General features: G+C 47.6%; 16 protein-coding genes, 1 pseudogene and 1 riboswitch. Of the genes and pseudogenes, 15 read left to right on the forward strand and 2 right to left on the reverse strand.

Going from position 1 to position 17,210, the window contains the following annotated elements; all coding sequences use genetic code 11:
* Positions 1 to 288: 288 nt before the first annotated feature.
* The 14 genes from HWX64_RS01190 to purD all read left to right on the forward strand — a co-directional run bounded on the left by HWX64_RS01190 (position 289) and on the right by purD (position 14,553).
* Complete coding sequence (locus tag HWX64_RS01190) at positions 289 to 822, forward strand: DUF2179 domain-containing protein (protein ID WP_231937957.1); 534 nt, start codon at positions 289 to 291, stop codon at positions 820 to 822.
* Positions 819 to 1,019: an NETI motif-containing protein gene (locus HWX64_RS01195; protein ID WP_175986573.1), complete on the forward strand. Its 201-nt coding sequence runs from the start codon at positions 819 to 821 to the stop codon at positions 1,017 to 1,019. Before HWX64_RS01190 ends, HWX64_RS01195 begins: the two co-directional genes overlap by 4 nt.
* 87 nt (positions 1,020 to 1,106) lie before the next feature.
* Positions 1,107 to 1,208, forward strand: a riboswitch (purine riboswitch).
* A gap of 148 nt (positions 1,209 to 1,356) precedes the next feature.
* Entirely contained in the window at positions 1,357 to 1,836 is a 480-nt protein-coding gene (gene purE, locus HWX64_RS01200) for a 5-(carboxyamino)imidazole ribonucleotide mutase (protein WP_175986574.1), read from the forward strand.
* Positions 1,823 to 2,983: a 5-(carboxyamino)imidazole ribonucleotide synthase gene (purK, locus tag HWX64_RS01205; protein ID WP_175986576.1), complete on the forward strand. Its 1,161-nt coding sequence runs from the start codon at positions 1,823 to 1,825 to the stop codon at positions 2,981 to 2,983. Before purE ends, purK begins: the two co-directional genes overlap by 14 nt.
* Positions 2,980 to 4,278, forward strand: a complete 1,299-nt coding sequence (gene purB, locus HWX64_RS01210; protein ID WP_175986578.1) for an adenylosuccinate lyase — start codon at positions 2,980 to 2,982, stop codon at positions 4,276 to 4,278. The genes purK and purB overlap by 4 nt, the downstream gene beginning before the upstream one ends.
* A 106-nt stretch (positions 4,279 to 4,384) precedes the next feature.
* Positions 4,385 to 5,110, forward strand: coding sequence for a phosphoribosylaminoimidazolesuccinocarboxamide synthase (gene purC / locus HWX64_RS01215; protein WP_175986579.1), 726 nt, complete (start codon positions 4,385 to 4,387; stop codon positions 5,108 to 5,110).
* Positions 5,098 to 5,352, forward strand: a complete 255-nt coding sequence (gene purS / locus HWX64_RS01220; RefSeq protein ID WP_175986581.1) for a phosphoribosylformylglycinamidine synthase subunit PurS — start codon at positions 5,098 to 5,100, stop codon at positions 5,350 to 5,352. Before purC ends, purS begins: the two co-directional genes overlap by 13 nt.
* Positions 5,349 to 6,035 (forward strand): phosphoribosylformylglycinamidine synthase subunit PurQ, encoded by a 687-nt coding sequence (gene purQ / locus HWX64_RS01225; protein WP_175986583.1) that lies wholly within the window; start codon positions 5,349 to 5,351, stop codon positions 6,033 to 6,035. The genes purS and purQ overlap by 4 nt, the downstream gene beginning before the upstream one ends.
* On the forward strand, positions 6,019 to 8,253 hold the full coding sequence (purL, locus tag HWX64_RS01230) for a phosphoribosylformylglycinamidine synthase subunit PurL (RefSeq protein WP_175986585.1): 2,235 nt from the start codon (positions 6,019 to 6,021) through the stop codon (positions 8,251 to 8,253). Before purQ ends, purL begins: the two co-directional genes overlap by 17 nt.
* Positions 8,229 to 9,650, forward strand: a complete 1,422-nt coding sequence (purF, locus tag HWX64_RS01235) for an amidophosphoribosyltransferase (protein ID WP_175986586.1) — start codon at positions 8,229 to 8,231, stop codon at positions 9,648 to 9,650. Before purL ends, purF begins: the two co-directional genes overlap by 25 nt.
* A 12-nt stretch (positions 9,651 to 9,662) precedes the next feature.
* Complete coding sequence (purM, locus tag HWX64_RS01240) at positions 9,663 to 10,703, forward strand: phosphoribosylformylglycinamidine cyclo-ligase (protein WP_175986588.1); 1,041 nt, start codon at positions 9,663 to 9,665, stop codon at positions 10,701 to 10,703.
* A gap of 13 nt (positions 10,704 to 10,716) precedes the next feature.
* Positions 10,717 to 11,292: a phosphoribosylglycinamide formyltransferase gene (gene purN, locus HWX64_RS01245; RefSeq protein ID WP_175986590.1), complete on the forward strand. Its 576-nt coding sequence runs from the start codon at positions 10,717 to 10,719 to the stop codon at positions 11,290 to 11,292.
* Positions 11,293 to 11,397: 105 nt separating this feature from the next.
* Positions 11,398 to 12,933: a bifunctional phosphoribosylaminoimidazolecarboxamide formyltransferase/IMP cyclohydrolase gene (gene purH, locus HWX64_RS01250; RefSeq protein ID WP_175986591.1), complete on the forward strand. Its 1,536-nt coding sequence runs from the start codon at positions 11,398 to 11,400 to the stop codon at positions 12,931 to 12,933.
* 348 nt (positions 12,934 to 13,281) lie between these two features.
* Entirely contained in the window at positions 13,282 to 14,553 is a 1,272-nt protein-coding gene (gene purD, locus HWX64_RS01255; RefSeq protein ID WP_175986593.1) for a phosphoribosylamine--glycine ligase, read from the forward strand.
* Here purD and HWX64_RS22150 read toward each other — a convergent pair.
* Together HWX64_RS22150 and HWX64_RS21820 are read right to left on the reverse strand one after the other, a co-directional pair.
* Positions 14,531 to 14,644 carry an EYxxD motif small membrane protein gene (locus HWX64_RS22150; protein WP_341985401.1) on the reverse strand — a complete coding sequence of 38 codons (114 nt, stop codon included), beginning with the start codon at positions 14,642 to 14,644 and terminating at the stop codon, positions 14,531 to 14,533. The genes purD and HWX64_RS22150 overlap by 23 nt on opposite strands.
* Positions 14,645 to 15,027: 383 nt before the next feature.
* Positions 15,028 to 15,222: pseudogene (locus HWX64_RS21820) on the reverse strand (DUF2892 domain-containing protein); the annotation flags it as partial.
* 225 nt (positions 15,223 to 15,447) lie between these two features.
* On the opposite strand from HWX64_RS21820, the gene HWX64_RS01265 reads away from it, so the two are divergent.
* On the forward strand, positions 15,448 to 17,187 hold the full coding sequence (locus HWX64_RS01265; protein ID WP_175986594.1) for an adenine deaminase C-terminal domain-containing protein: 1,740 nt from the start codon (positions 15,448 to 15,450) through the stop codon (positions 17,185 to 17,187).
* The last annotated feature ends 23 nt before the right edge of the window (positions 17,188 to 17,210 follow it).

Genomic DNA, 17,210 nt, shown 5'->3' on the forward strand with positions numbered 1-17,210 from the left:
ATCTTTATTCATAAGCAAGTCTAATGATAACCGGATAAAAAGTGAAAGCTATTAGAGTAAGATTAGAATTTGATGAGAAATCCATTCAGTGCCCAATGAAAATACGTTTTTTTCCTGATTAAATAGGAAAAACACTAGTAGGGATGGTTTTTCTAGAAATTGACACTGCCGGCACAAGGATTAATTTACGTTGAATGGTTCAACTTTTCTCTTTTTTTTAGTAGAATTAATACTTAATTTGGGTATGTGGGGCAGAGGAGGAATGACAAGTTGTTAGAGAACAGTGTAATGATGGTCTTGATCATCTTGGTGATAAATATTGTGTATGTGTCATTTTTTACGATACGGATGATTTTGACTCTCAAAGGTTACCGTTATTTTGCAGCATTCGTGAGTACATTCGAGGTCGTCATTTATGTGGTCGGGCTTGGTTTGGTACTGGACAACTTAAATGAAATACAGAATCTGATTGCGTATGCGGTCGGGTACGGTATCGGTGTAGTGGTCGGCATGAAGATTGAAGAGAAGCTTGCGCTAGGGTATATTACGGTTAACGTTATAACAAAGGAATATGATAAGGCACTCCCGGATCAGCTCCGTTCGAAAGGATATGGGGTGACGAACTGGGAAGCGAATGGCTTGGAAGGGAATCGTATGGCCCTGCAGATCCTGACTCCGAGAAAATATGAGATGAAGCTGTATGCGACGATTAAAGAGCTTGATCCTAAAGCGTTTATCATCGCGTATGAACCGAAGACGATCCACGGCGGATTCTGGGTGAAGACCGTTCGAAATATACGTAAAGGAAAAATCAAAGTATGAGTAAAAAGAAGCTGTTATTTGAAGTGCAGGAGAATGAAACGATCAGTGATTGTCTGGACCGCATGAAAGAGGCGGGTTATATGCCGGTCAGAAGGATGGAGAAGCCTGTTTTTGAAGAACGGAAGTACGGCGGTAAAACAGATGTTGTCCCTGTAAGACAGACAATTGTGTTTGAAGGGAAGAAAATAGAAGAATGATTTCGGTAAAAACCGAACATTAATTTTCAGACATTTAAAATCGTTCGATTATTCGTTGACAGTGCCGCGGAATAGCGGTATGATGAAGACAAATAAATCGAATACCCTCATATAATAATGGGAATATGGCCCGTGAGTTTCTACCTGGCTGCCGTAAACGGCCGGACTATGAGGGGAAGTGACTGTCTGGATACAGAAGTGTCTTCAATGCCCCTGGCTGGAAGGGCTCTTTCTGTACGGTTAAAATACCCGGATCAATTGCTTTCTCTCATGATGAAGAGATCAATTGATCTGGGTATTTTTTTGCGAAAGATTACTAATGGAGGTGCCTGTCACGATGATATCGGTCATTATGGGAAGTACATCAGATTGGGAAACGATGAAGCATGCATGTGACATTCTGGAGGAGCTTCAGGTTCCGTATGAAAAGCGGGTCGTGTCGGCTCACAGAACGCCTGATTATATGTTCGAATATGCAGAATCTGCGAGAGAAAGAGGCATTAAGGTGATCATTGCAGGAGCAGGCGGCGCGGCCCATCTCCCTGGAATGGTGGCAGCGAAAACGACGCTTCCTGTCATCGGAGTGCCGGTGCAATCGAAAGCGCTGAACGGGATGGATTCACTTCTTTCCATCGTGCAGATGCCCGGCGGAGTGCCGGTAGCAACGGTCGCCATCGGAAAGGCGGGGGCCATGAATGCAGGTCTGCTTGCAGCACAGATTCTCTCAATCGATGATAAGCAATTGGCAGGCACATTGGAAAATAGGCGGGAAGCATTAAGGGAAAAAGTATTGGAAAGCAGTGATGACCTTGTTTAAGAAAACGATTTTACCTGGACAGACAATCGGGATCATCGGCGGAGGCCAGCTTGGAAGGATGATGGCTCTCGCAGCAAAGCATAACGGCTTCAGGGTGGCAGTATTGGATCCATCTCCTTCGTCGCCTTGTGCACAGGTTGCAGACTTGGTGATCACCGCTCCGTTCGATCAATATGAAGCATTGGACCGGCTTGCCGAAGCCTCAGATGTCATCACATACGAATTCGAGAATATCGATTACGACGCACTGAAGTGGCTGTCGGGCAGGGCATATGTGCCTCAGGGCGCTGAACTGATCCGCATTACACAGGACCGCATCCAAGAGAAGGCAGCACTGACTATATCGGGTGTTGAAGTGGCTCCTTATGCTGTGATTCAACAGGAAGAAGACATCTATGATAATATAGAAAAGCTTGGCTATCCAGCTGTTTTAAAGACATCGAGGGGTGGATATGACGGCAAGGGGCAATTCGTGATCCGGAGAGTGGAAGAAGTAAGCGAAGCGGCCGTTCTTTTAGAAAATGGACTTTGTGTGCTTGAGAAATGGATTCCTTTTGAAAAAGAATTATCGGTGATTGTGACCAGGAATCCTGAAGGTCAACAAACTCATTTTCCGGTGGTGGAAAATATCCATGTGGATAATATCCTGCATGAAACGATCGCTCCGGCGCGCATCGCTGAAGACATTTCACGTAAAGCGGTTGATATGGCTGAAAAAATAAGCGAGACACTGGATTTGGTCGGAACGCTTGCCATTGAAATGTTCCTGACGGAAAACGGATCCATATACATCAATGAATTGGCTCCGAGACCGCATAATTCAGGCCATTATTCAATCGAAGCGTGCGACTCCTCTCAGTTCGCCCAGCATATCAAAGCGATTTGCAACTGGCCGCTTGTTCAGCCGGCATTATTAAAGAACGCTGTGATGGTTAATCTATTAGGAGAGCATATAGACCCTATAATGAAAGCTATTCCAAATCAACCTGGCTGGTTTGTTCATCTCTATGGAAAAGATGTGCCAAAGCCGAAAAGGAAAATGGGGCATGTCACCCTTTTAACGGATGACGTCGAGGGCACATTGGCGGCTGTGAATGATGCCGGGATTTGGAAGGTGCAGGAAAAGATCGGAGGACGAATGAAATGATTGAACGTTATACACGCCCTGAAATGGGAGCGATTTGGACAGAGGAAAACAGATTCCAGGCATGGCTTGAAGTGGAGGTCCTTGCTTGTGAAGCCTGGTCTGAACTTGGCGATATCCCGAAAGAAGATGTGGCGAAAATCCGCGAAAACGCAGGCTTCAATGTGGAACGCATCAAAGAAATCGAAGCAGAAACACGCCATGATGTCGTGGCTTTCACGCGTGCCGTTTCTGAAACACTTGGGGAAGAAAGAAAATGGGTTCATTATGGATTAACTTCGACGGACGTAGTCGATACAGCTCTTTCTTATCAACTGAAGCAGGCGAATGAAATCATCCTGAAGGATCTTGAGCGATTCGTCGAGATTTTGAAAAATAAAGCGATCGAGCATAAACATACGGTGATGATGGGCCGGACACATGGTGTTCACGCCGAACCGACGACTTTCGGACTGAAGCTTGCCCTTTGGTACGAAGAGATGAAACGAAACGTCGAGCGCTTTAAAGCGGCTGCTGACGGTGTGGAATTCGGTAAGATTTCCGGGGCCGTCGGGACGTATGCAAATATCGATCCATTCGTTGAATCATATGTATGTGAAAAGTTAGGCATTAAGCCTGCACCGGTTTCCACTCAAACACTGCAGCGTGACCGCCATGCTCACTACATGGGTACACTTGCTTTGATTGCGACATCGATTGAGAAATTTGCTGTTGAAGTGCGCGGGCTTCAGAAGAGCGAAACCCGTGAAGTGGAAGAGTTTTTCGCAAAAGGTCAAAAGGGTTCATCAGCCATGCCTCATAAGCGCAATCCAATCGGTTCAGAGAATATGACGGGGATGGCGCGTGTGATCAGAGGTTATATGATGACTGCCTATGAGAATGTGCCGTTATGGCATGAGCGTGATATCTCTCATTCATCTGCTGAACGGGTGATTTTACCCGATGCGACGATCGCTCTCAATTACATGTTGAACCGCTTCGGCAATATCGTGAAGAACTTGACGGTATTCCCTGAAAATATGAAGCGCAACATGGATCGTACACTCGGGCTGATCTACTCACAGCGTGTCCTGCTTGCCCTGATTGATAAAGGGATGGCGCGCGAGGAAGCATATGATACGGTGCAGCCGAAGGCGATGGAAGCATGGGAGAAACAGGTTCCATTCCGTTCGCTGATCGAGGAAGACAGCACGATTACATCCAGGCTTTCTCCGGCGGAAATCGATGACTGCTTCGATTATAACTACCATCTGAAGCATGTCGATACGATTTTTGAACGCTGCGGACTGGTTGAGTAATATTTCGACAAGTACATAGGGCAGGGGTTTTTAAAAGGATCCCTCCCTTTTTTTATCCAAATATAGACTGAAGATTGCCAATATTGAAATTACAGGGGGATTTCAGATGGAAAAAGGGACGCTTTTATATGAAGGAAAAGCAAAACAGATTTTTTCCACGAACGATGAAGAGGTCGTCTGGATTCAATACAAGGATTCAGCCACTGCTTTTAACGGGGAGAAGAAAGCGGACATCGACGGCAAAGGGGTTTTAAATAATAAGATTTCGAGTGTGCTATTTTCAAAGCTTGCCGAACAAGGGATCGAGAGTCATTTCATCAAGCAGCTGTCAGATCATGAACAACTCGTGAAACGGGTGGACATCATTCCGCTTGAAGTAGTCGTACGGAATGTGATTGCCGGGAGTCTGTCCAAGCGCCTTGGCGTTGAAGAAGGGACTGAAATGCCGAAGCCGATCATCGAGTTTTATTATAAAAATGATGACCTCGGCGACCCGCTGATCACGGATGATCACATTGACTATCTCGAAATCGCCACAAAAGAAGAACGGCTGCAGTTAAGGGAAATGGCCCTCAATGTCAATGAAGTCCTTCAAGGGGTGTTTAAAGAAGCGGGTGTGCTGCTGGTGGATTTCAAGCTTGAGTTTGGGAAAGACCGCAGCGGGAAGATTCTGCTCGGGGATGAAATTTCACCGGATACATGCCGCCTGTGGGATCGGGAGACGAAGCAAAAGCTCGATAAAGACGTGTTCAGAAGAGAGTTAGGCAGTTTAACAGAAGTCTATTCAATCATATTAGAACGTTTAGGGGGAAAAGGTCTATGTACAAAGTAAAAGTTTACATCACGTTAAGAGAAAGTGTATTGGATCCGCAGGGGAGCGCGGTTAAACAGGCGCTTCATTCAATGGAGTTCAAGGCTGTGGAAGATGTGCGCGTCGGAAAGTATATGGAGCTTACCCTTCCATCGACGGTGGAGAATGTCGAAGCGGTTGTTGAAGAGATGTGCCACCGTCTGCTGGCAAACCCTGTCATCGAGGATTATCGATACGAAATCGAGGAGAGTGTGGCTCAATGAAATTTGCGGTGATTGTATTTCCGGGATCCAACTGTGATATTGATATGTACCATGCAATCAAGGATGAAATCGGGGAAGAAGTCGAGTGCGTATGGCATGATGACTTTTCTCTTGAAAACTATGATGCTATTCTTTTGCCGGGCGGATTCTCATACGGGGATTACCTGCGCTCAGGGGCGATCGCGCGCTTTTCGAATGTGATGAAGGAAGTCGTGAAGGCTGCTGAGCAGGGGAAGCCGGTACTGGGTGTGTGCAACGGATTCCAGATCCTCCTGGAAACGGGCCTTCTTCCGGGGGCGATGCGCCGGAATGACAGCCTGAAGTTCATCTGCAAGACGGTTCCGTTAACGGTTGAGAACAATGAAACGATGTTTACAAGCAGCTATGAAAAAGGAGCGCAAATTCAGATTCCGATCGCCCACGGGGAAGGGAACTACTTCTGTGATGAAGAGATGCTCGAGGAGCTTAAGGAGAACAATCAAATCGTGTTCACCTACAGCGGGGAAAATCCGAATGGGAGCGTTGCCGATATCGCGGGAATCACGAATGAGCGCGGGAATGTCCTGGGCATGATGCCTCACCCGGAAAGGGCGATGGACACTTTATTAGGTAGTGAAGACGGGAAGAAACTCTTTCAATCGATTGTCAAACACTGGAGGGAAAAACATGTCGTTAATGCTTGAACCAACCCCATCTAAGGTGAAAGAAGAACAGCTTTATCGTGAAATGGGATTAACAGACGAAGAATTTTCAATGGTGGAAAACATCATGGGAAGAACACCTAACTACACGGAGACCGGACTTTTCTCGGTCATGTGGTCAGAACACTGCAGCTACAAAAATTCCAAGCCTGTCCTTAAGAAATTCCCGGTAACAGGCGAGCGTGTTCTGCAGGGACCAGGGGAAGGAGCTGGGATTGTTGATATTGGCGATGATCAGGCAGTGGTGTTCAAAATCGAAAGTCATAACCACCCTTCAGCGATTGAACCTTATCAAGGGGCGGCAACGGGTGTCGGAGGCATTATACGTGATGTATTCTCGATGGGAGCGAGACCCATTGCCCTCCTCAACTCTTTACGCTTTGGAGAGCTGGATTCTCCTCGTGTTCAGTATCTATTTAAAGAAGTAGTGGCAGGGATCGCAGGCTACGGTAACTGCATAGGCATTCCGACTGTGGGAGGGGAAGTACAATTCGATGCTTCATACGAAGGAAACCCTCTCGTCAATGCGATGTGTGTCGGGTTGATCGATCATAAGGATATTAAAAAAGGACAGGCGCACGGAGTCGGCAACACCGTCATGTATGTTGGTGCGAAAACCGGTCGTGACGGGATCCATGGCGCAACTTTTGCTTCAGAAGAATTGAACGAAGGGTCTGAAGAGAAACGGCCTGCCGTTCAGGTTGGTGACCCATTCATGGAGAAGCTGCTTTTGGAAGCATGTCTTGAGCTTGTCCAAAACGATGCGCTCGTCGGGATCCAGGATATGGGGGCGGCCGGTTTGACCAGTTCGTCTGCGGAGATGGCGTCTAAAGCCGGTTCGGGTATTGAAATGAATCTTGATCTTGTCCCTCAGCGTGAGAGAGGCATGACGGCATATGAAATGATGCTTTCGGAATCACAGGAGCGGATGCTGATCGTCGTTGAAAAAGGCCGGGAGCAGGAGATTGTCGATCTATTTTCAAAGTATGACTTAGAAGCGGTTTCGATCGGGAAGGTGACGGATGACAAGCGTCTTCGCCTTCTTCATAAAGGAGAAGTGGTGGCGGATGTTCCGGTCGATGCCCTTGCCGAGGAAGCGCCTGTTTACCATAAACCATCTAAAGAAGCGGCTTACTATAAGGAATTTCAAGCAATGGAAACCGGGGTCCCGCAAGTAGAAGATTATAAAGAAACGCTGCTTGCTTTATTGCAGCAGCCGACGATCGCCAGTAAAGAATGGGTGTATGACCAATACGATCACCAAGTCAGAACAAGTACGGTTGTCAGCCCCGGATCGGATGCAGCGGTCGTGCGTGTGCGCGGGACGAGAAAGGCGCTGGCGATGACGACGGACTGTAATTCGCGCTATCTGTACTTGGATCCTGAAGTCGGCGGGAAGATCGCAGTGGCGGAAGCGGCCCGGAATATCGTTTGTTCTGGCGGTATCCCGCTCGCGATCACGGACTGCCTGAACTTCGGCAACCCGGAGAAGCCTGAAATCTTCTGGCAGATCGAGAAGTCCGTGGACGGAATGAGTGAAGCATGCCGCGAGCTCTCCACACCGGTCATCGGCGGTAACGTATCACTTTACAACGAATCGATGGGTACAGCTGTTTATCCGACGCCTGTTGTCGGGATGGTAGGATTGGTGGAAGACCTTGATCATATTACGACCCAAAGCTTCAAGGAAGCGGGAGATTTAATTTATATCATCGGGGAAACACATGCGGAATTCGGCGGCAGCGAGCTGCAGAAGCTGACGGAAGGAGAAATCTTCGGAAAGGCGCCTGCCATTGATTTGAAAGTCGAGCTTCGCCGTCAAATGCAGTTGTTGGAAGCCATCCAAAAAGGATTGGTTGCCTCGGCTCATGATATTGCTGAAGGCGGCCTTGCCGTGGCCCTTGCGGAATCTGCGTTCGGCACAAAAGGATTGGGAGCTGAAATCTTTGTTAACGGAGATTGTCATGTATCGGAGCTATTCAGTGAAACACAATCACGTTTCCTGGTTTCTGTAAAACCTGAGAACCGTGAAGAGTTTGAAAAGCTGGTAGGGGAAGCAAAGACAGTAGGAGCGGTAAAGGAAGATGGTGAGATCACCGTTGCATCCCGACAAGGGGAGATTCTTATACAAGCGACTGCAGAGGAGCTTGAATCAGCCTGGAGAGGAGCGATTCCATGCTTGCTGAAATCAAAGGTTTAAATGAAGAGTGCGGGGTGTTCGGGATATGGGGGCATCCGAATGCCGCACAAATTACGTATTACGGCCTTCACAGTCTCCAGCACAGAGGACAGGAAGGAACTGGGATCATCGTTTCGGACGGAGAGACGCTTCGCGGTCATAAAGGGGAAGGACTTGTAACCGAAGTGTTCCAGGAAGGTTCGATCGAGAAGCTCACGGGTGATGGAGCGATCGGGCATGTCCGCTATGCGACCGCAGGGGGCGGAGGCTATGAAAATGTCCAGCCTCTCCTTTTCAACTCGCAGAGCGGCGGGCTTGCACTTGCTCATAACGGGAACCTGGTCAATGCGAACGCCTTGAAGCATCAGCTTGAGGGGCAGGGGAGTATTTTTCAAACAACCTCGGATACAGAAGTCCTCGCTCATTTGATCAAAAGAAGCGGATATACCCGGTTGAAGGACCGGGTGAAGAATGCACTGACGATGCTGAAGGGGGCCTATGCGTTTCTGGTCATGACAGAAACGGAGATGATGGTGGCGCTGGATCCGCATGGTCTTCGCCCGTTATCCCTTGCTAAACTTGGAGATGCGTATTGTGTGGCATCTGAAACCTGTGCCTTTGATATCGTCGGAGCGGAATTCGTCCGTGACATCGAACCGGGAGAGCTCCTGATCATCAATGATGAGGGTATCACCTCGGAACGGTTCAGTTTTTCAAATGGAAATGCGATGTGCACGATGGAATATGTGTATTTCTCAAGACCGGACAGCAACATCCAGGGAATCAATGTCCACTCAGCCCGAAAACGGATGGGGATGGAACTTGCGTATGAAGCACCGATCGAAGCGGATGTCGTGACGGGGGTGCCGGACTCAAGCATTTCCAGTGCGATCGGCTACGCGGAAGCATCAGGGATCCCTTATGAAATGGGACTTATCAAAAACCGCTATGTCGGACGTACGTTCATCCAGCCGTCCCAGTCCCTCCGCGAACAGGGTGTGAAGATGAAGCTTTCGCCTGTAAGAGGGGTAGTCGAAGGAAAGCGCGTCGTAATGGTGGATGATTCCATCGTGCGCGGAACGACGAGCAAACGGATCGTCAGTATGCTGAAGGAAGCGGGAGCAAAGGAAGTACATGTCTGCATCAGTTCCCCTCCTATTAAAAATCCGTGCTTTTACGGGATTGATACGTCGACTCATGAAGAACTGATCGCGTCTTCTAATTCAGTGGAAGAAATGCGGCAGATCATCGGGGCGGATTCACTGACATTCCTAAGTACGGATGGTGTATTGAAAGCGATCGGGCGCGATGATTCTTCAGAGAACCGCGGGCAGTGCCTTGCGTGCTTCACCGGGAAGTATCCGACTGAAATCTACCCGGATACTCTTCATCCGCATGAAAAAGAGCTTGTGAAATAGGGGGAGATCGAGATGGCAAATGCGTATCGCCAGGCAGGCGTAGATATAGAAGCAGGATATGAATCGGTCGAACGGATCAAGAAGCATGTGAAACGGACGGCACGCGAAGGCGTACTCGGGCAGCTGGGCAGCTTCGGCGGTATGTTTGACCTGTCACAGCTTGGTTTAAAAGAACCGGTCTTGGTGTCCGGGACGGACGGGGTCGGGACGAAGCTCAAGCTTGCGTTCCTGGCTGACAAGCACGACACGATCGGCATCGACTGTGTCGCGATGTGCGTGAATGATATTGTCGTACAAGGAGCGGAGCCGCTTTATTTCTTAGATTATATAGCGACCGGAAAGGCTCATCCGGCAAAGATAGAAGGTATTGTAAAAGGAATTGCGGACGGATGTGAAATGGCAGGCTGCGCACTGATCGGAGGAGAAACAGCCGAGATGCCGGGGATGTATACAGAAGAAGAATATGATATCGCCGGATTTGCAGTGGGAGCCTGTGAAAAGAAAGAAATTGTAACAGGTGAGAACATTTCTGAAGGAAATATGTTAATCGGACTGGGTTCTAGTGGTATACACAGTAATGGATACTCATTAGTACGGAAGATCTTTTTTGAAGATCATTCTTTCGCTTTGGAAGAATCTTTACCGGAATTAAAAACCACACTAAGAGAAGCTTTGCTTACACCGACGAGGATTTATGTGAAACCGGTGCTGGCTGCTTTAAAACAGTATCGTATAAATGGAATGTCGCATATAACCGGCGGGGGTTTCATCGAGAACATTCCGCGGATGATGCCTGACGGGATTGGTGCCGTGATCCATGAAGGCAGCTGGGATGTACCGGATATATTCGCAGCCCTCAAGCAGTACGGCGGCATCCCTCAGGAAGAAATGTACAATATCTTCAATATGGGAATCGGCTTTGTTCTGGCAGTAAACGAGAGTGACGCGGAAGAGATTGTCGGATTCCTGAAAGAACAGGGAGAAGCAGCCTGCATCATCGGTAGGGTTTCTAAAGGTGAAGGAGTACAATTCGTACAAAAACCGAGTCAGTAATGGAGGCTTAGTCATGAGACAGATTGCCATTTTTGCTTCAGGAAGCGGAAGTAATTTTCAAGCATTAGTTGATGCTGTTCAAGCTGGGACGCTTAAGGCCAATATCAAGCTTCTGGTATGTGACCAGCCTGGTGCGTTTGTCATCCACAGGGCGCAGTCAGCAGGAATCCCCGCTTTTGTTTTCCGGGCAAAAGATTACGAAAACAAACAAGCATTCGAACGTGAGATTTTGCATCAGCTCGAACTTGCAGGAGTAGATTTCATTGTGCTCGCAGGCTATATGAGGCTGATCGGCCCTGTACTGCTTGAAAGCTACGGGGGCAGAATCGTGAATATTCATCCGTCCCTCCTGCCTGCTTTTCCGGGCAAGGATGCCATCGGGCAGGCACTTGAAGCCGGAGTGAAAATTTCAGGGGTGACCGTTCATTATGTAGATGCAGGGATGGACACAGGGGAAATCATCGCTCAGGAAATTGTCCGCATCTCAACGGGGGAGTCGAGGCAGTCACTTCAGGAAAAAATACAGCATGTCGAACACTTCCTATACCCGACCACCCTGAACCACCTCTTCCTCACCACCGGCTACTGACCGATAACAGAAATCATATTGCTTTATTATGGTAGTGTGGTAAAGTGGTGAGGGACGGGCCTTGGAAGAGGCAGATAAAAAGTGACTAGTCAGAGGAGGAGCCATATGAAAAAGAGAGCGTTAATCAGTGTTTCAGATAAAAGCGGGATTGTGGAATTCGCACAAGAGTTAAAACAATTGGGTTACGAAATTATTTCTACAGGGGGAACCAAACAGCTTCTCCTTCAAAATAATGTTGAAGTCATGGGAGTGGAAGACGTAACAGGATTTCCTGAGATCCTTGAAGGACGAGTGAAGACTCTTCACCCATCGATTCATGGAGGACTGCTTGCGAAACGCGGTGAAGAATCCCACCGTCAGCAGCTTGAAGAACAAGGGATTGAAGGAATCGATCTTGTCTGCGTCAATCTGTATCCTTTTCAGCAGACAATCGCCAAGCCGAACGTAGGCGTTGAGGAAGCGATTGAAAATATCGATATCGGCGGACCGACGATGCTTCGTGCAGCAGCCAAGAATCACGCGTATGTGACGGTTGTCGTCGATGCACTTGACTATGATCATGTCATTGCCGAATTAAAGCTGAACGGAGAGGTTTCTCATGAAAACCGACGGAAACTTGCTGCGAAAGTGTTCCGTCATACAGCAGCTTATGACGCGCATATCGCAGGGTACATGACGGAAGTGTCCGGTGAGGAGAACCCTGAACGTCTGACGATGACGTACGAACTGAAACAAAACTTGCGATATGGGGAGAATCCTCATCAGAAGGCTTCCTTTTACCGGGCGCCGCTGGGTTCTGAATTCTCAGTTGCGATGGCAAGGCAGCTGCATGGGAAAGAGCTTTCCTATAATAATATCAATGATGCAAATGCAGCCCTGCAGATCGTAAAGGAATTCACCGAGCCGGCAGCAGTCGCTGTCAAGCATATGAACCCATGCGGAGTCGGTGTGGGTGAAAACATTCATGAGGCATTCTCGAAAGCTTATGAAGCGGACTCGACGTCAATCTTTGGCGGCATCATCGCATTGAACCGCGTAGTTGACGAAGAAACGGCAAAACAGCTTCATGAAATCTTCCTGGAGATCGTCATCGCTCCATCTTTCAGTGATGAAGCCTTCGAGATTCTCTCAAGTAAAAAGAACATCCGGTTATTGACGGTCCCGTTCGAATCCACGAACAAACTCGAGGAGAAAATCACCACCGTGGAAGGCGGACTTCTTGTACAATCAGATGATACCTTCACACTTGAGGATGCTGATGTAAGAGTCGTGACCAAACGTGAGCCTACAGCCGAAGAGTGGGCAAGCATGACATTGGGATGGAAGGTCGTTAAGCATGTGAAATCAAACGCGATCGTTCTGACCGATTCCCAGATGACCGTCGGAGTAGGAGCAGGACAGATGAACCGTGTCGGTGCTGCCAAGATTGCAATTGAGCAGGCTGGAGAAAGAGCAGTCGGATCAAGTATGGCTTCAGATGCTTTCTTCCCGATGGACGACACCGTTGAGGCAGCAGCCAAAGCAGGCGTCACAGCCATCATCCAGCCGGGAGGATCGATCCGTGATGAAGACTCGATCAAAAAAGCGGATGAATACGGAATTGCCATGGTATTTACAGGGGTTCGTCATTTTAAGCATTAAGATTATTAGCCGGTTGGTGCCGGGTACGGATTAGGGTTTTTGTGCCAGGCACCATTCGACTGATTTGAGCCAGGCACAAATGGTGTAGTTTGTGCCAGGCACAAATGGTGTAGTTTGAGCCAGGCACAATTTAGCCGATTTGTGCCTGGCACCAGCAGAATCCCACTGAACTGCGGGATGCCAGGTACATATATGGAGGTGTGTACCAGGTACACCGACCCTCATTTGTACCAGGTACAACCAACACGTTCTGTACCAGGTACAACCATTCCATTCAAACAATCATTCCACCCCTCATCATTCCGTAATAATGGGGGGTTCACTCATTTATAAGGGGGGCTTTTTCTAATGAAGGTACTTGTAATCGGGCGAGGCGGCCGTGAGCATGCCATAGCCAGAAAGCTGGCTGAGAGCGAAAGTGTATCAAGTGTTTTTTGTGCACCGGGTAATCCCGGGATGGCGGAGGTCGCAGAATGTTTCCCTGTCCAAGAGACAGACTTTAACTCACTCATTTCCCTGGTGAAAGAGAAGGAAATCGATTATACGTTTGTCGGACCTGAAAACCCTTTGCTTGAGGGGATCGTAGATGAGTTTCAAGCTCATGGATTAAAAATATTCGGCCCAGCAAAGGACGCTGCCATTATAGAAGGAAGCAAATCCTTTTCAAAGGAACTAATGAAAAAGTACGATATTCCGACTGCTGAGTATGAAGTGTTTACAGACATAGAGGCTGCGGAAGCCTATATCAAAAAAACAGGGGCTCCGATCGTCATCAAAGCAGACGGGCTGGCAGCAGGTAAAGGTGTGGTAGTGGCTCAGACGGAAGAAGAAGCGCTGCAGGCGCTGGAAGAAATGCTCCTGGATAAAAAATTCGGGAATGCTTCCGTGAAAGTGGTCATCGAAGAATGTCTGGTGGGGGAAGAATTTTCGCTGATGGCCTTTGTGCAGGGCGAGAATGTGTATCCGATGGTCATCGCTCAGGATCACAAGCGTGCATTCGATGGGGATCAAGGTCCTAATACAGGCGGTATGGGCGCCTATTCACCGGTGCCTCATATATCAGATGAAATTGTGAAAGAAGCTGTATCAACCGTACTTTACCCTACAGCTAAAGCGATGGTAAAGGAAAATCGTTCATTTACGGGTATTCTTTATGCAGGCCTCATGCTGACAGCCGATGGTCCGAAGGTGATTGAATTCAATGCGCGCTTTGGAGATCCGGAAACACAAGTCGTTCTGCCGCGTTTGAAATCTGACCTGGGGCTGATCATCAGGGATCTGCTGGATGGCCAAGAGATCAACCTCGATTGGAAGGAAGAAGCGGTTGTTGGAGTGGTGCTGGCATCGGACGGGTATCCTGAAGGATATAAAAAAGGCGTCAGCCTGCCGGATTTGCAACATGTTAAGCAAGGTACACTCATCTATCATGCAGGAACAGCCCGCAACGAAGAAGGGGAACTGGTTACAGACGGTGGCAGGGTGCTATTAGCAGCTGCAGAAGCTGGCACAGTTGAAGCAGCCTATCATGCTGTTTATGAAGAATTGAACAAACTTAAATGCAAGGGTCTCTTTTACAGAAGGGATATCGGGAAGAAGGCTATCGAACACGTCTCTTCCTAGTTCTGCGGATGAACACATAAGCAATGGCGATGATTCCGCCGATCAGTGAAAACAACACATAAGACATATCAGTCAAATACTCCCAAAACATAACACGCATCTCCTTTTAATGATAATGTAACACGTTAATGTGGCGAGGGACGGGCCTTTACCGTGGTAAAGGATGTCCCTCCCTGATTAAATTTGAGTGAATCCCTGGTTATCGAAGCTGCTCGTCTTGCTGGATGATGTACCAAGATCGCCGTTCAGAGCTTCCTGGACTTCTTTATTAGTGAGGTCTTCCGGATTGAAGTCAGCGTCTTTTTTAGTCGCAGTTGATTCAGTTTTGTTTATACTGTTGTCGGTGCCGCCGAAATTCCCGCTTTCGTTTTTCTTTTTGTCTGATTTCAGCATGTCTTTCACATTGAACATGTCCATTGCTTTCAAGCTTCCCAAGCCCTTAGACTTTTTGTCCCCATCGTTGTCCCCGCTCTTTTCCAAAAGATCGGTAACTGGGCAGTACCGCAGGATTCCTTCTCCCACTTTCATGGCTCCGATCATCGCCATTACAAGGTACGAATCTCTCCAAGGGCGTTTAACAAGCTTGGATGTGGCCCATGTCAGAATCGTGAAGCCTACCGTAATGCGGATTAAAGCATTGATGATCCCGATGTTTGATGATACTTTCATTTTTAAACTCCTCCTTAATAGAAAATTCACATAATTGTTGTAAACCTTTAATGCGTTAAAAGACAAAATATGTTAACATAAATGAAAGCCCTTTCTTTTTGAGGGGAAAACTCAATTAAGTGAGTATCAAGGGTGATTTCATAGAGTTTTTCAACCAACATACAATGACTAAGAAAGCCTATATATTAAAATAGACAAAACCATTCCACCAGAGGAGTGTTCGCCTTGGAACAGCGCTACAGATGGAAGAATAAACAACTGCGGGAACACGTACAGGTTCTCGACGGAGAGCGATCTCCAACCATCCTTTTGAAAAATGCAACATATCTGCATTCAACATTGAAAAAATGGGTGCAGGGTCATATCTGGGTGTATGAAGACCGTATCGTTTACACTGGTGACCGGCTCCCGGATCTCATGGGTGAATGTGAAGTTGTAGATTGTACCTCACAATACCTTGTCCCCGGATATATAGAGCCGCATGTACATCCGTTTCAGCTTTATAATCCCCAATCTTTTTCCAAATATGCATCCCAAACAGGTACAACTACATTCGTGAATGATAACCTTATGATGTTTTTGCAATTGGAAAAAAAGAAAGCGTTTTCTTTATTGGGGGAGTTTAATACACTGCCGTATTCAATGTACTGGTGGACACGCTTTGATTCACAAACCGAGATGGCAGAGGAAGACACCATCTTTTCAAACGGTGATGTGAAGTCCTGGCTCGAACACGAGTCGGTCTTACAAGGCGGGGAATTGACTGCCTGGCCGCGTCTTCTTGAAGGAGACGATCTCATCCTTCATTGGATGCAGGAAGCAAAAAGAATGGGCAAAATCGTCGAGGGCCATCTTCCGGGATCTTCTGATAAAACGATCGCAAAGCTCGGGCTGCTTGGAATCGACGGCGATCATGAATCAATGACAGGGGAGGATGTCTATAAGAGGCTGATTCAGGGCTTGACGGTCACGCTTCGCCATTCATCCATCCGTCCGGATCTGCCAGTCCTTTTGGATGGTCTTAAAGAGAAGGGGGTTGAGAATTATGATTCCATTCTTCTGACAACCGATGGCTCCACACCTGCTTTTCATGAAGAAGGTGTCCTGAATGTATTGATCAAAATGATCATCGATAAAGGCATTTCACCGATCGAAGCATACAATATGGCCAGCTACAATGTCGCGAATTACTATAATCTCACACACCTGCACGGAATGATTGCCACCGGGAGGGTCGCCAATATCAACTTCCTGAAGAGTAAGGACGATCCGACACCGGTATCGGTGCTGTCAAAAGGGGAATGGGTGTGGAGAAACAACCAGCCTGTCGACCATGATGATACGATAAACTGGGAGGAACATGGCTTCTGCCCGCTATCACTTGACTGGGATGTAACGCATGACGATCTCCAGTTCTCCATGCCTTTTGGAATTGAAATGGTAAACGACGTAATAACAAAGCCATATTCTATCAATATCAATCCAGCCACTGATGAACTGCCTGCAGACCATGACCAGTCCTTCCTTATGCTCTTGGACCGGAACGGTAAGTGGAGGATCAGTACACTGCTGAAAGGCTTCTCGGACGGGGTGAAGGGGTTTGCCTCTTCTTACTCCAATACGGGGGACATCATCTTAATAGGAAAAAGCAAATCGGATATGATCGCTGCTTTTAATCGAATGAAAGAAATAGGCGGAGGCATCGTCCTGACTGAAAACGGGGAAGTGCTGCACGAAATTCATCTTCCGCTCAGCGGCCTTCTGTCTAAAAAGGAAATGCCTGAACTGATTGAAGAAGAGAAAACTATGAAAGCATTGTTGTCTGAACGAGGATACAAATTTGCCGATCCCATTTATACGCTGCTCTTCTTGCAATCCACTCACCTGCCTTATATAAGGGTGACACAAAAAGGAATCTATGATGTAATGAAGAAAACGGTACTCTTTCCAACGATAATGCGTTAAAATATGAAAGTATAGAGATAACA

Source organism: Bacillus sp. Marseille-Q1617 (assembly GCF_903645295.1).
Taxonomy (GTDB): domain Bacteria; phylum Bacillota; class Bacilli; order Bacillales; family Bacillaceae_B; genus Rossellomorea.

Excerpts from the sequence above, each read along its gene's own strand:
- HWX64_RS01190 (WP_231937957.1), top strand. The coding sequence starts at position 289 with ATGATGGTCTTGATCATCTTGGTGATAAATATTGTGTATGTGTCATTT.
- HWX64_RS01195 (WP_175986573.1), top strand. The coding sequence starts at position 819 with ATGAGTAAAAAGAAGCTGTTATTTGAAGTGCAGGAGAATGAAACGATC.
- purE (WP_175986574.1), top strand. The coding sequence starts at position 1,357 with ATGATATCGGTCATTATGGGAAGTACATCAGATTGGGAAACGATGAAG.
- purK (WP_175986576.1), top strand. The coding sequence starts at position 1,823 with ATGACCTTGTTTAAGAAAACGATTTTACCTGGACAGACAATCGGGATC.
- purB (WP_175986578.1), top strand. The coding sequence starts at position 2,980 with ATGATTGAACGTTATACACGCCCTGAAATGGGAGCGATTTGGACAGAG.
- purC (WP_175986579.1), top strand. The coding sequence starts at position 4,385 with ATGGAAAAAGGGACGCTTTTATATGAAGGAAAAGCAAAACAGATTTTT.
- purS (WP_175986581.1), top strand. The coding sequence starts at position 5,098 with ATGTACAAAGTAAAAGTTTACATCACGTTAAGAGAAAGTGTATTGGAT.
- purQ (WP_175986583.1), top strand. The coding sequence starts at position 5,349 with ATGAAATTTGCGGTGATTGTATTTCCGGGATCCAACTGTGATATTGAT.
- purL (WP_175986585.1), top strand. The coding sequence starts at position 6,019 with ATGTCGTTAATGCTTGAACCAACCCCATCTAAGGTGAAAGAAGAACAG.
- purF (WP_175986586.1), top strand. The coding sequence starts at position 8,229 with ATGCTTGCTGAAATCAAAGGTTTAAATGAAGAGTGCGGGGTGTTCGGG.
- purM (WP_175986588.1), top strand. The coding sequence starts at position 9,663 with ATGGCAAATGCGTATCGCCAGGCAGGCGTAGATATAGAAGCAGGATAT.
- purN (WP_175986590.1), top strand. The coding sequence starts at position 10,717 with ATGAGACAGATTGCCATTTTTGCTTCAGGAAGCGGAAGTAATTTTCAA.
- purH (WP_175986591.1), top strand. The coding sequence starts at position 11,398 with ATGAAAAAGAGAGCGTTAATCAGTGTTTCAGATAAAAGCGGGATTGTG.
- purD (WP_175986593.1), top strand. The coding sequence starts at position 13,282 with ATGAAGGTACTTGTAATCGGGCGAGGCGGCCGTGAGCATGCCATAGCC.
- HWX64_RS22150 (WP_341985401.1), bottom strand. The coding sequence starts at position 14,644 with ATGTTTTGGGAGTATTTGACTGATATGTCTTATGTGTTGTTTTCACTG.